Source organism: Neobacillus sp. C211 (genome assembly GCF_051842875.1).
In the GTDB taxonomy this organism is placed as follows: Bacteria; Bacillota; Bacilli; order Bacillales; family Cytobacillaceae; genus Neobacillus.
Map to the genome: position 1 here is coordinate 1 of NZ_JBPXRO010000037.1, position 12,739 is coordinate 12,739.

Here is a 12,739-nt window from a genome sequence, read left to right on the forward strand (position 1 = left end):
GTTTTACAAACTTCTTCTGCATTATCTAGTTTTGAGGGAATGATTCCTCTAAAAAAATAGTCTGGCAGCAATGGCGAGAAGGTCACACCCGTTCCCATACCGAACACGGAAGTTAAGCTTCTCAGCGCCGATGGTAGTTGGGACACGCGTCCCTGTGAGAGTAGGACGTTGCCAGGCACATCTAAGACAACCTGAAAAGGTTGTTTTTTTGTTTGTCATCTGTAAGGACAATGACAATAGTAAAAAAGTACGAAGTGTTTTCAAAGAAATTACAAATAGACATACACCCAATTGCAAATTGTTACATAATATATTAATTAAGATGACGGGAAAAGATTATTCGAAAAATTGTATACAAATAGGCGCGTAAGGGTAGAATGGATGTATGGAGGTGGAGGGATTGAGTTCATTATTAGCACAGAAGTATCATGAGGAAACGTGCGTTATTTGTGAAAACCAAAAACCAATAGGCATACATCTATACACTTCATTTATTTGTACAGAATGCGAAAATGATTTAATACAAACAGATACAAAGGATCCAAAATATAAATACTTTCTCAAACAACTGAAAAAAATAACCACACCAGAAATTTTTTCATAAAAGTCCATTATGGGCTTATTTTTTTGCATTCATATGAGATTGGGCACTGATTTTTTGTTAGAATGAAGTGAAACTTCCAGCAGTGGGGGGCTCTTGCCTGCTAATAAGGCTGGATAAACGAAGCTCTTAGAAGGAAGTAAACAAATGAATAATCAATTAAAAACACCTTTGTATGATGTGTTAATCGACCATGTCAAAAAGAACCCTATTTCCTTTCATGTCCCTGGACATAAATATGGTACTATAAATCAACCAGAAGCAAATCGCTATTTTAAGCAGATTTTACAAATTGATGTGACGGAGTTATCGGGTTTAGACGATCTGCATTCGCCAGAGGGGGCAATATTAGAGGCTGAATCACTATTAGCTAGCCTATATCAAACCAAAAAGAGTTATTTCCTTGTGAATGGCTCAACCGTAGGGAATCTAGCAATGATTATGGCATCCTGTTCAGAGGGAACAAATGTTCTCGTTCAAAGAAATTGCCATAAATCCGTTTTAAATGGACTTAGCTTGGCAAAAGCTGACCCCGTGTTTCTCGAGCCTGAATTTGACCAGGAGTGGAAAGTCCCTTCTGGTATACGTATAGATACGGTTAAAGAAGCCATTAACTTATATCCGGATGCAAAAGCACTCATTTTGAGTTATCCGAACTACTATGGAATGGGATATGATTTACAAGAAATAATCAAAGAAGCACATCTGCATGATATCCCTGTGTTAGTGGATGAGGCACATGGGCCACATTTTATCCTGGGAGCTCCTTTCCCGCCCTCAGCCCTTCAATTGGGTGCAGATGTTGTGGTTCAATCAGCACATAAGACGCTCCCCGCGATGACGATGGGATCCTTTTTACATGTGAATAGCCAGTTGATTAATGGCAATAAGGTAAAGGAATACTTAGCCATGTTCCAATCAAGCAGCCCGTCCTATCCGATTATGGCATCCTTGGACCTGTCCAGAAATTATTTAGCTACATATAAACCAAACGATTTAACCTTTCTTTTGAATGAAATTCAACGCTTTAAAGAGATGTTGGCGGAAATTCCGGCAATCCGGGTGTTAGAATACCCAAATGTTAACGGCGATCCTTTAAAATTAACTATCCAGTCCCGCTCAGGGTTAAATGGCTTTGAGCTCCAAAGAAGATTAGAAGAGGTATCCATTTATACAGAATTAGCCGATCCAAATAATGTGCTCCTTATTCTTCCTTTATTAAAAGAAGGACAAAGCTTTCCTTTAGAAGAAGCGGTCCTGAAAATTAAGAAGGCGCTAGCTGGTTTACCTTTAAATGATGCTCAAGGGGTGTTTGAGGTGGCTAGTCAAAAAATCTCAACGTTAGCGATCCCTTTTAAAGAAATGGGTAATTTAATGGTAAAAGAGGTAGTTATAACTGCAGTGGTAGGTGAGGTATGCGCCGAAACGATTATTCCATACCCCCCGGGTATTCCCTTGCTGATGAAGGGTGAAAGGATAACAAAAGATAAACTCAGTCAACTCGCCAGCCTGTTAAAATCAGGAGCTAGATTTCAAGGCGGCGCACGAATAAAGGATGGTCTTATAAAGACCTTTTACACAGCTTAAGAGATAGATACAGTTTTGGAGGTTTTATTTAAATGGATAAAGGAATATTTATAACATTTGAGGGCCCGGATGGCGCGGGAAAGTCAACAATTATTAACATGGTAGCCCAGCAGCTTGGAAACGTACTCCTAACGCGAGAACCAGGCGGGATTGATATCGCTGAACAGATTCGTGCCGTGATTTTAGATAAAGAAAATACTGCGATGGACCCGCGGACAGAAGCCTTACTCTATGCTGCTGCAAGAAGGCAGCATTTGATAGAAAAGGTGAAACCAGCTTTAGCAGAGGGGAAAATCGTGTTGTGTGACCGGTTTGTTGATAGTTCTTTGGCTTACCAAGGCTATGCACGCGGGTTAGGAATTGATGAAGTTTTTGCAATCAACCAATTTGCGATTGAAAATTTGATGCCTGAGTTAACCATCTACTTTGATATCGAACCAGAGTTAGGCTTAAAGCGGATCAACAAAAATAAAGGCAGAGAGATTAATCGATTGGATTTAGAAAACCTGGAATTCCACCAAAAGGTTAGCACAGGATATCATCTATTAATCGAACGCTTTCCAGATAGAATTCAGTCTATTGATGCTTCCGGCACAGTGGAAGAGGTTTTTCAAGAAACCCTAAAAATAATAGTAGAAAAATTAGCAAAAAGGAAGCCTTCCCTGTAAGGCTTTTTTTTATCCTAAAATAAATATGTAGCCTTCCCTGCCATTACGAATGTAAGGAACTCTGTTACCTGTTATAATATAGGAAACAACAAAACTAGAATGGGATAAAAAAGAGAGGGTGGTTCGGATGAAACTGATCATAGCTGTTGTACAGGACCAGGATAGCAATCGGTTATCAAAGGCACTAGTAGATAACAATTTTAGGGCAACGAAACTAGCGAGTACAGGTGGATTTCTGAAGTCAGGTAATACGACCTTTATGATTGGTACTGAGGATATTCGCGTGGACCGGGCCCTCCAAATTATTAAAGACAACTGCAGATCCAGAGAACAGTTAGTTGCCCCTGTTTCACCGATGGGTGGAAATGCAGACTCGTATGTCCCATATCCCGTTGAAGTTGAGGTTGGCGGGGCAACCGTATTTGTCCTTCCAATTGAGCAATACATGCATTTTTAAGCCTAGTGAATGTCGGTTAATTTTATAAAGTAAGAGAGTGATGAGCTTGGTAAAATCATGGGAACAGCTAGAAGAGCTTCAGCCAACTGTGTTAAACATGTTAAAAAACAGTTTAGTGAAAAATCGAGTGGCCCATGCGTACCTTCTTGAGGGTATTAGAGGGACAGGTAAGCGGGAAATTGCGTTGTTACTAACGAAGTCCCTATTTTGCGAGTCCATCATTGATCGTTATAAACCTTGTGAAGAATGCAATAATTGTCGTCGAATCAATCATAGCAACCATCCTGATGTTCATATTGTGGAGCCGGATGGATTATCCATTAAGGTTGACCAAATCAGAAGCCTGCAGGTTGAGTTTTCCAAAAAGGGATTAGAATCTTTGAAAAAGGTTTATTTGCTTATCCATGCAGATAAAATGAGTGTCAGTGCATCCAATAGTTTACTGAAATTTTTAGAAGAACCTAATCCCGGGACAGTTGCCTTTCTATTAACAGAACAGCCGCAGAAAATTCTACCAACGATCCTTTCGAGGTGCCAAATACTAACATTTCATCCATTATCACCTTTAGTTATGATTAAACAATTGGTGGAAAACGGCGTAGAACCGCTAAAGGCTCCGTTACTTGCTCAATTGACCAATAGCTTGGATGAGGCACAGAAATTAAATGTCGATGAATGGTTTGCACAAGCTCAAAAAATAGTGGTAAAATTATATGAGGTGTTGAAAAAAAATCCGTTGGAGGCTATGGTAACGCTTCAGACTGAATGGTTTCCACACTTTAAAGATAAAGAACAAATTCACCGTGGTTTAGACCTTTTACTTCTTATTTTTAAGGATTTACTATATATACAATTAGATAGGCAGGAGCAAGTTGTTTTTCGAGAGGAAAATGAACGGCTGCAACAATTTGCACTGCAAACATCTGGACGGCGCATATCGGATCAAATGTCAGCTATTCTTGATGCAAAAAGAAAGCTTGAGAGGAATATGAATCCTCAGCTGATGATGGAACAGCTTGTGTTAAAATTGCAGGAGGGATCTTCATTTGTATGATGTTGTAGGAGTACGCTTTAAAAAGGCGGGGAAAATCTATTATTTTGATCCAGGGGACCTCTCTATAGAAAAAGATGACTTTGTGATTGTCGAAACAGTTCGTGGAGTTGAGTATGGTAAAGCAGTCATCGCTCGCAAACAGGTGGAGGAGCATGATGTTGTCCTTCCACTAAAAAAAGTGGTGAGAATTGCCGACCCGAAGGATCGAATGATTGTTGAAGAGAATAAGCAAGCCGCAAAGGAAGCTTATGAAGTTTGTAATGAAAAAGTGAATGAGCATCAACTGGATATGAAACTAGTCGATGTAGAATATACATTTGATCGAAATAAAGTCATCTTCTACTTTACGGCTGATGGAAGAGTTGATTTCCGTGAGCTTGTGAAGGATTTAGCAGCTATTTTTAGGACGAGAATTGAATTACGCCAGATTGGTGTCCGCGATGAAGCGAAGATGCTTGGTGGTATCGGTCCCTGTGGGAGAATGTTATGCTGTTCGACCTTTTTAGGGGATTTCGATCCAGTTTCGATAAAAATGGCGAAGGATCAGAACCTTTCACTGAATCCTACAAAAATATCTGGATTATGCGGCAGGCTGATGTGTTGTTTAAAATATGAAAATGATGAATATGAATCTGCTAAAGCATTGCTGCCGGATTTAGGGGAATTCATTGAAACACCACAGGGTAGAGGAAAAGTAGTAGGATTAAATATATTAGAGCGGGTACTGCAGGTTGAACTAAAGGAACAGGATCGGGTTCTGGAGTATACCTTGGAGGAAATCAATAAAGAAGGTGCCTTTTCTATACAATCCACAGATTAACGAGGTGGAAGACGTGGATAAAAAAGAAATATTTGAATCAGTAAGTAATATGGAAACACAAATTGGCCATCTTTACCAGCAGCTGGGGGAATTAAAGCAGCATTTAGCCGAAATACTAGAAGAGAATCATTATTTAAAGCTTGAAAATGAACATTTGAGACGCCGTTTAGATGTAACGACTGAAGCGGAAAAAAAGGTAACAGAGAATAAAAAGGGGGCAGTCCTGCCCGAGTCTCCGGGGGTAAAGCCATTTGATGTTGGGGAAGGATATGATAACCTCGCCCGACTCTATCAAGAAGGGTTTCATATCTGTAACCTTCATTTTGGAAGTTTACGCAAGGAAGGCGATTGTTTATTCTGTCTTTCCTTTCTTAATAAGAAATAACCTTAAGAGGCTGACAAAAATCAGCCTCTATTTTCATACATTTAGGGGATGGATAATTTGGTTAACTTGAAGGAAGATGAACGGTTAGATTATTTATTAGCGGAAAACTTAAGGATTATCCAAAGTCCGTCTGTTTTTGCCTTTTCCCTTGATGCCGTTTTACTTGCAAGATTTGTATATGTTCCGATTCAAAAAGGGAACTTAATTGACCTCTGCAGCGGGAATGGTGTCATCCCTTTATTTTTAAGTGCACGAACAAAGGGCCAGATTACTGGTGTTGAAATACAGGAACGGCTTTACGATATGGCGGTAAGAAGCATTGAATATAATGGACTAGAACCCCGACTGCAAATGATTCATGGTGATATCAAGGATATGCCAAAACAGCTGGGCCATGGGCAATTTGATGTCGTCACTTGCAATCCCCCGTATTTTACAACGCCGTCAAAGGAAGAGATGAATCCCAATGAACATCTAGCGATTGCCCGTCATGAAATTCTTTGTACACTAGAGGATGCGGTCAAGGCTTCAAGTCAATTGGCTAAACAAGGCGGCAAGGTGGCTTTTGTACACCGACCGGGGCGACTGCTGGATATCATTACATTGATGAGACAATATCGGCTTGAACCCAAACGGATTCAATTTGTCTATCCGAAGAAGGGGAAAGAGGCTAATACGCTTTTAATTGAGGCAATTAAGGATGGCAGTCCGGATATAAAAATTTCTCCCCCGTTATTTGTTTATAATGATAACAATGAATATACACCAGAAATTAGAGAGATTTTATATGGAGAATAGCGATCACTATTTTTATGTTCTTACCTGTAAGGACGGTAGTTTATATGGTGGATATACGAATAATCTTGAACGCCGGATTAAGCTTCATAATGAAGGAAAAGGGGCAAAATATACGCGGGGCAGAGGTCCGGTCGAACTTACATACTATAGAAGCTATGAAAATAAAGGGGACGCGCTGAGGGCAGAATACTTCTTTAAGCAATTAAGCAGGAAGAAAAAAGATGAATTTTTAATGAAAGAAACAGGTGATGTGTATGTGGCAGCAAAAAAGCTTTGAGAATGAAGCTACGAAAGGGATCTTATATCTTATTCCCACACCAATTGGCAATTTAGAAGATATGAGCTTCCGTGCGATTCGACTATTAAAAGAGGCAGACTTAATCGCTGCAGAAGATACAAGAAATACAAAGAAGCTTTGTAATTACTTTGAAATTGGAACACCTGTTGTAAGTTATCACGAACACAATAAAGATACGAGCGGCGATAAATTGATTCAAAAAGTAAAGGAAGGGTTAAAGATTGCGCTGGTAAGTGATGCGGGTATGCCTGCCATTTCAGATCCAGGTTATGAGCTGGTCGCAGCGGCCATTGAAGAAAAGGTAACAGTCGTTCCGTTACCAGGTGCAAATGCTGCCCTAACATCATTAATTGCCTCCGGTTTAGTATGCCAGCCCTTTTACTTTTTTGGTTTTTTGAATCGAAACAAGAAAGAAAAGCGGGCGGAGTTAGAACACTTAAAGTGGCAGTCAGCTACGTTAATCTTTTATGAATCACCACATCGCCTTAAAGAAACGCTTTCGGTTATGTCAGATGTCCTCGGAAACCGGAAGATCGCAATTTGCAGGGAGTTAACGAAAAAGTATGAGGAATTTATTCGCGGATCGATCGAAGAAGTAATTGCTTGGACCACGCAGGATGAAATCCGCGGAGAGTTTTGCTTGATTGTTGAGGGGACGGATCAGCAACAAGAGGAAGAACCAAGCTGGTGGCACAATTTAACGCTTGAAGAACATGTAAATCATTATATTTCAGAAAAAAATATCGCTTCGAAGGAAGCGATCAAACTAACAGCGAAAGATCGTGACATAAATAAAAGAGAAGTGTATCAGGCCTACCATGTCGAATAGATAGAGCTTAAGTGGGATACACCGCTGAAAATTTGTTTCCAATTTCAAATAAAAAAAGCTCCAGCACTAATTGAAGTGCCGGAGCTTTCTATTATTTTACTAATTCAAAGTTGTTTTGGATTTCTTGTAATAACTGTTCTGCACCTTCACGGCTAAGAATCAATTTACCGCCAGCAAGAGTTAAATTATCATCAGATACTTCTCCTGTAACTTGGCAAGTCATATTTGGCTTGTATTTCTTTAAGATAATACGCTCATCATCAACGTAAATTTCAAGAGCATCTTTTTCAGCGATACCAAGAGTACGTCTTAATTCGATTGGAATAACCACACGGCCTAGCTCATCAACTTTACGAACAATACCAGTAGATTTCATTTTTATGATCTCCTCTCACATTTGCACTTATTTTTCTCTATCTATTTATTCGTCATTATTCGACAAAATTTTCATAACTTAATAATACAAGAAATTCCCATATCCGTCAATAATTTTTATTTTGAAAAATATTAGTAAATTTATTCAATTAAGATGATCGTTGATTTAACAACGTTATTTCTAAAAATTACCTATATTTAGCAGTGAATAATGCTATTGGATTGTTGATAAAACAACTGTTCAATTCGATATTTCTTCGACAAACTTCAACATAAATTGATGCGATTGAACTATATATCCTTCGCAGGAATTGAAGCCTTTATGGGTGTAATAGGAAAATATGAAAAAATAAAGGAATCAGGTAAAAGAGCGCCTCCTTGCACAAAAGTTGGTTTTTCGGTATATTTTGAGGATAGAAGCGGGAAAAAAGAGGCAATAATGGTTAAATAGAGCTTTGGACTCGCAAACTAGCGGAGGGATTAAGATGGAGAATAAATTAAAGACTTTTTACCTAACGACACCGATTTACTATCCAAGCGGTAATTTACATATTGGGCATGCTTATACAACTGTTGCAGGTGATGCAATGGCCCGTTATAAGCGGATGCGCGGCTATGATGTTATGTACTTAACTGGAACGGATGAGCATGGGCAGAAAATTCAAAGGAAAGCTGAAGAAGCAGGGATTACTCCGCAGCAGTATGTCGATGAAATTGTCGATGGAATTAAAGAATTATGGAAAAGACTCGATATTTCTTATGATGATTTTATCCGAACAACGGATGAAAGACATAAACAAGTCGTTGAAAAGATGTTTGCGAGACTGCTTGAACAAGGTGATATTTATCTCGATCAGTATGAAGGCTGGTACTGTACACCATGTGAATCCTTTTATACCGACCGTCAGCTAACGAATGGAAATTGTCCGGATTGTGGCCGACCGGTGGAAAAGGTTAAAGAAGAATCATACTTTTTTAGAATGAGTAAATATGTAGATCGTCTTTTGCAGTACTACGAGGAAAATCCCGATTTCATCCAACCGGAATCTCGAAAAAATGAAATGATTAATAACTTTATCAAACCTGGCCTGGAGGATCTTGCTGTTTCAAGGACAACGTTTGATTGGGGGATCAAGGTGCCGGGGAATCCAAGGCATGTTATTTATGTTTGGATTGATGCCCTTTCCAACTATATTACGGCACTTGGTTATGGAACAGATAATGATGCAAAATATTTAAATTACTGGCCAGCTGATGTTCACTTAATGAGTAAGGAAATTGTCCGTTTCCACACCATCTATTGGCCAATTATGCTAATGGCATTAGATATTCCACTGCCCAAAAAGGTATTTGCCCATGGCTGGCTGTTGATGAAGGATGGAAAAATGTCCAAATCGAAAGGGAATGTGGTTGACCCTGTCACCTTAATTGATCGCTATGGTCTGGATGCGCTCCGCTATTATTTATTAAGAGAAGTTCCGTTTGGGGCGGATGGCGTCTTTACACCGGAAGGATTTGTCGAAAGAATCAATTTCGACCTAGCCAATGATTTAGGTAATCTTTTAAATCGTACGGTCGCAATGATTGAAAAATATTTCAACGGTGTTATACCTGATTATTCCGGCTCTATTGGGGAATTTGATGCATCGCTGCTGCAAGTTAACCAGGATACAGTTAATGTATACGAAGATGTAATGGAGAAGATGGAGTTTTCAGTAGCGTTATCTACAATTTGGCTGCTAGTCAGCCGTACCAATAAATATATTGATGAAACAAAACCATGGGCTTTAGCGAAGGATGAGGCGAATCGCGAGGTACTTGCTAGTGTAATGGCTCATCTGGCCGAATCCTTACGAAGAATTGCGATTTTACTGCAGCCATTCCTAACACGTACACCGAATTCCATCTTTACGCAGTTGGGTATTCAGGATGAGAGCCTTAAAACATGGGAAAGCCTCACTGATTTTGGTGTCATACCAAGCGGAACAAAGGTAGAAAAGGATGCACCGATATTTCCAAGACTTGAAATTGCTGAGGAAGTAGAATTTATTAAGACGAAAATGCAGGGTTCTGCTCCGGCAGTTGAAGAAGAGAAAGAAGTAAAGCCAGAAGAAAAACCTGAAGAAATCGACGAAATTGCGATTGACGATTTTATGAAAATTGATTTGAGGGTAGCCGAAGTTGTTCAAGCAGAGCCTATTAAAAAGGCGGATAAATTGCTTAAGCTTCAGCTTGATTTAGGGTATGAAAAGCGTCAGGTCGTTTCTGGAATTGCCCAATATTATAAGCCGGAAGAATTAGTTGGTCGAAAGGTCATTTGTATTACCAACCTAAAACCAGTTAAACTTCGTGGTGAACTTTCACAGGGAATGATCCTAGCAGGTTCAAAAGATGGTCAACTTTCGCTTGCAACCGTCGATCAAACATTACCGAATGGTTCCAAGGTGAAATAAAGGTTAATAACTTTACAAGAAAAGCGCCTGCACAAGGCGCTTTTCAATGTTACACGTGGAACATTTTTCGAGACATTTCTTTTTATTACTTGGTTATTGTTGAATATTGGCATTTCTAACGCGAATAAGAAAATGTTAGCGAAAAATAAAATTCTTTTTGAAAAAAATGGTGAAGGAGCAAAACTATGCTATTTGATACCCATGTACATTTAAATGATGACCAATATAACGAAGATTTAGAAGAAGTAATCTCTAGGGCTCAAAGTGAGGGAGTCACTAATATGGTTGTGGTCGGGTTTGACCGCAAGACCATTCTAAAGGCGATGGAATTAGCTGATAGCTATGATTTTATCTTTGCCTGCATTGGGTGGCATCCCGTTGATGCGATCGACATGACCGAGGCGGATTTACGATGGATAGAGGAATTAACTGCCCATCCAAAGGTAGTAGCCATCGGTGAAATGGGCTTGGATTATCATTGGGACAAATCTCCAAAGGATATTCAAAAGGAAGTTTTTCGAAAACAAATCAGACTTGCTAAAAAGATTAATCTTCCAATCGTGATTCATAACCGCGAAGCAACAGCTGATATTGTGGAAATTTTAAAGGAAGAAGGAGCGGAAGAAGTAGGCGGGATTATGCATTGCTTTAGCGGCAGCCCTGAAGTAGCGAAGGAATGCGTGAAAATGAACTTTTATATTTCTCTTGGAGGCCCTGTAACCTTCAAAAATGCCAAAAAGCCGAAAGAAGTAGCTGCTGAAATTCCACTCGATAAACTATTAATAGAAACAGATTGCCCATATTTGGCTCCCCATCCCTACCGAGGGAAAAGAAATGAGCCTAGTTATGTAAAATTAGTAGCTGAGCAAATTGCCGAAATAAAAGGATTGACAATCGAAGAAGTGGCGGAAGCAACGACACGAAATGCTAAAAAATTATTCGCCATAAAATGATAGGGGATTTTGTCGAAGCTGGTGGAAGCTTGTCTTATATTTTAGCGATAACAAAAAGTTCTACATGTCTCCTTTTCTACATAGGATAACCGTGTCGATAAGTTTATCTTTGCAATTTTCTCAACTTTGTGCATAATTAGAAATACCTTCGCACAGTATGCAAAGATTAACAGCCGACAGCATGGTTCATTAATCTCTCTAAGAAAAGGAGGCGTTTTTCATCGTATTCAAAAACATGAAAAACCTGTTTTCCAAGTCTTTGAGCCGGAAGACATTGACCATTGCTTTTGCTAGTTTCGTAGTTTTGCTAACAACTCTTGGTATTCTTTTTTACGAAGGATCAAAGAAAACTGTTGCCATCACTCTTAACGATCAGCAAAAGGTCGTGAAAACACATGCAGATACCATCAAAGAATTATTAGATGAATTGGATGTATCCACCCGCTCACAAGACTATTTGCAACCTAAGGCGAATGCAAAGGTGAAGGACCACCTGAAAGTCGTATGGAAGCAAGCTAACCAGGTTCACATTGTCAAGGACAACGAGAAAAAAACGATCTGGACGACAGCTGATACAGTGGCTGAACTCCTAAAAGAGCAGAAAATTGTTTTGAGCAAACATGACCAAATCTCACCAAGACCGCAAGCGGCAATACAAGATAAGATGAAGATTGGAATAAAAGAAGCATTTCATCTTACATATGTTGACGGCGGTAAAAAGCAACAAGTTTGGGCCACTTCGGCTACGGTCGCTGACTTTTTATCACAACAGGGAATTCAGTTAAACACACTAGACCGAGTTGAACCGTCATTAACAGAAACCATCTCAGATAATGGTGTTGTTAACGTCATTCGAGTAGAAAAAGTCACCGATGTAGTGGAAGAACCTGTTCAATTTGCTGTAGTAACCAAAAAGGATGAAAGTTTAGAAAAAGGCAAAGAAAAGACGATTACCGAAGGCAAGCACGGTCGCGTTTCTAAACAATATGAAGTCCTAATTGAAAATGGCAAAGAAGTAACTAGAAAATTAATTAGTGAGCAGAAGATTGCAGAAAAGCAAGATAAAGTTGTGGCTGTCGGAACGAAGGATTTATCGTTACAAGTTTCACGTGGTGCAGATGAGTCGGGACAGGAGTTCTACGTTACTGCAACTGCTTATACAGCGTATTGTAATGGCTGTTCAGGTAGAACAGCAACGGGACTTAATCTCCGTGCTAACCCGAACATGAAGGTAATTGCCGTTGACCCAAGGGTTATTCCGCTGGGGACAAAGGTGTATGTTGAAGGCTACGGCTATGCTGTAGCAGCTGACACAGGAGGGGCAATTAAAGGATATATCATTGATTTATTCATGCCATCTAATCAGGATTGCTACCGCTGGGGACGCAAAAAAGTAAAGATTAAAATTTTAAATTAGTTTACAATTTGCAGAGGGTCCTATCCTCTGCATTTTGCTTTTTT

At 39.5% G+C, this 12,739-nt stretch carries 14 protein-coding genes and 1 rRNA gene; 14 read left to right on the plus strand and 1 reads right to left on the minus strand.

All coding sequences use genetic code 11. From position 1 onward, the window contains the following. Window positions 1–60: 60 nt before the first annotated feature. The 11 genes from rrf to rsmI all read left to right on the plus strand — a co-directional run bounded on the left by rrf (window position 61) and on the right by rsmI (window position 7,497). Window positions 61–177 (plus strand): 5S ribosomal RNA (gene rrf, locus ACSU6B_RS24855). 208 nt (window positions 178–385) lie between these two features. Next, window positions 386–604: a sigma factor G inhibitor Gin gene (locus ACSU6B_RS24860; RefSeq protein ID WP_215000078.1), complete on the plus strand. Its 219-nt coding sequence runs from the start codon at window positions 386–388 to the stop codon at window positions 602–604. Window positions 605–748: 144 nt separating this feature from the next. Next, window positions 749–2,188 carry an aminotransferase class I/II-fold pyridoxal phosphate-dependent enzyme gene (locus ACSU6B_RS24865; protein WP_410889015.1) on the plus strand — a complete coding sequence of 480 codons (1,440 nt, stop codon included), beginning with the start codon at window positions 749–751 and terminating at the stop codon, window positions 2,186–2,188. A 32-nt stretch (window positions 2,189–2,220) separates the two neighbouring features. Then, window positions 2,221–2,856, plus strand: a complete 636-nt coding sequence (tmk, locus tag ACSU6B_RS24870) for a dTMP kinase (RefSeq protein ID WP_214717325.1) — start codon at window positions 2,221–2,223, stop codon at window positions 2,854–2,856. 127 nt (window positions 2,857–2,983) lie between these two features. Beyond that, a complete protein-coding gene (locus tag ACSU6B_RS24875; protein WP_088084908.1) occupies window positions 2,984–3,313 on the plus strand; it encodes a cyclic-di-AMP receptor in 330 nt (109 codons plus the stop codon). 46 nt (window positions 3,314–3,359) lie between these two features. Further along, window positions 3,360–4,367, plus strand: a complete 1,008-nt coding sequence (holB, locus tag ACSU6B_RS24880; protein WP_410889017.1) for a DNA polymerase III subunit delta' — start codon at window positions 3,360–3,362, stop codon at window positions 4,365–4,367. Beyond that, window positions 4,360–5,187: a PSP1 domain-containing protein gene (locus tag ACSU6B_RS24885; RefSeq protein ID WP_088084910.1), complete on the plus strand. Its 828-nt coding sequence runs from the start codon at window positions 4,360–4,362 to the stop codon at window positions 5,185–5,187. The genes holB and ACSU6B_RS24885 overlap by 8 nt, the downstream gene beginning before the upstream one ends. A 13-nt stretch (window positions 5,188–5,200) precedes the next feature. Continuing rightward, entirely contained in the window at window positions 5,201–5,572 is a 372-nt protein-coding gene (gene yabA, locus ACSU6B_RS24890) for a DNA replication initiation control protein YabA (protein WP_168241447.1), read from the plus strand. Between the two features lie 48 nt (window positions 5,573–5,620). Beyond that, a complete protein-coding gene (locus ACSU6B_RS24895) occupies window positions 5,621–6,370 on the plus strand; it encodes a tRNA1(Val) (adenine(37)-N6)-methyltransferase (protein WP_215000071.1) in 750 nt (249 codons plus the stop codon). After that, a complete protein-coding gene (locus ACSU6B_RS24900) occupies window positions 6,360–6,647 on the plus strand; it encodes a GIY-YIG nuclease family protein (protein WP_410889019.1) in 288 nt (95 codons plus the stop codon). The genes ACSU6B_RS24895 and ACSU6B_RS24900 overlap by 11 nt, the downstream gene beginning before the upstream one ends. Beyond that, complete coding sequence (gene rsmI / locus ACSU6B_RS24905; RefSeq protein ID WP_410889021.1) at window positions 6,625–7,497, plus strand: 16S rRNA (cytidine(1402)-2'-O)-methyltransferase; 873 nt, start codon at window positions 6,625–6,627, stop codon at window positions 7,495–7,497. Before ACSU6B_RS24900 ends, rsmI begins: the two co-directional genes overlap by 23 nt. 91 nt (window positions 7,498–7,588) lie before the next feature. Here the strand turns inward: rsmI and ACSU6B_RS24910 are convergent, their stop codons facing one another. Beyond that, window positions 7,589–7,879, minus strand: a complete 291-nt coding sequence (locus ACSU6B_RS24910; protein WP_176525588.1) for an AbrB/MazE/SpoVT family DNA-binding domain-containing protein — start codon at window positions 7,877–7,879, stop codon at window positions 7,589–7,591. A gap of 478 nt (window positions 7,880–8,357) precedes the next feature. On the opposite strand from ACSU6B_RS24910, the gene metG reads away from it, so the two are divergent. The 3 genes from metG (at window position 8,358) to ACSU6B_RS24925 (ending at window position 12,695) form a co-directional block, all read left to right on the plus strand. Beyond that, the gene (gene metG, locus ACSU6B_RS24915; RefSeq protein WP_215000065.1) at window positions 8,358–10,325 is read left to right on the plus strand and encodes a methionine--tRNA ligase; all 1,968 of its coding nucleotides are present in this window, start codon (window positions 8,358–8,360) and stop codon (window positions 10,323–10,325) included. Between the two features lie 185 nt (window positions 10,326–10,510). Beyond that, window positions 10,511–11,278 (plus strand): TatD family hydrolase, encoded by a 768-nt coding sequence (locus tag ACSU6B_RS24920; protein ID WP_410889023.1) that lies wholly within the window; start codon window positions 10,511–10,513, stop codon window positions 11,276–11,278. Between the two features lie 235 nt (window positions 11,279–11,513). After that, window positions 11,514–12,695 carry a ubiquitin-like domain-containing protein gene (locus ACSU6B_RS24925; RefSeq protein ID WP_410889025.1) on the plus strand — a complete coding sequence of 394 codons (1,182 nt, stop codon included), beginning with the start codon at window positions 11,514–11,516 and terminating at the stop codon, window positions 12,693–12,695. The last annotated feature ends 44 nt before the right edge of the window (window positions 12,696–12,739 follow it).